Annotated in this window: 1 protein-coding gene; it reads left to right on the top strand. The window is 62.0% G+C overall.

Features of this window, described 5'->3' with window-relative positions; translation table 11 throughout:
- Positions 1-66: 66 nt before the first annotated feature.
- On the top strand, positions 67-437 hold a 371-nt coding region (locus tag IMZ11_RS44225), incomplete at its 3' end, for a haloacid dehalogenase-like hydrolase (RefSeq protein WP_374463286.1).

Genomic DNA, 437 nt, shown 5'->3' on the forward strand with positions numbered 1-437 from the left:
GTCGTGAACTGCCATTTTACGTTGCCGGTCGGATGGCGGTGCGCACGTGCCTCTATGCTGACGCTTGTGACCGCATCCGATCGGGCTGCCGGGGAATCGATCGCACAGCAATCCGGGCCGCACGATGGTCGGCCGGTGCGCACGGCGGCGTTCTTCGACCTCGACAAGACCGTCATCGCCAAGTCGAGCACGCTCGCTTTCAGCAAACCTTTCTTCAATCAGGGTCTGCTGAACCGCCGCACCGTCCTCAAGTCGACCTACGCCCAGTTTCTGTTCCTGATGTCCGGCGCCGACCACGACCAGATGGACCGCATGCGCAGCTATATCACCAACATGTGCACAGGCTGGGACGTCGAACAGGTCAAGTCGATCGTCGGCGAGACCTTGCACGACATCGTGGACCCGCTGGTATTCGCCGAGGCCGCCGAGCTGATCGC

Origin of the sequence: Microtetraspora sp. AC03309 (assembly GCF_020826795.1) — a bacterium.
GTDB classification, from domain to species: domain Bacteria; phylum Actinomycetota; class Actinomycetes; order Streptosporangiales; family Streptosporangiaceae; genus Microtetraspora; species Microtetraspora glauca.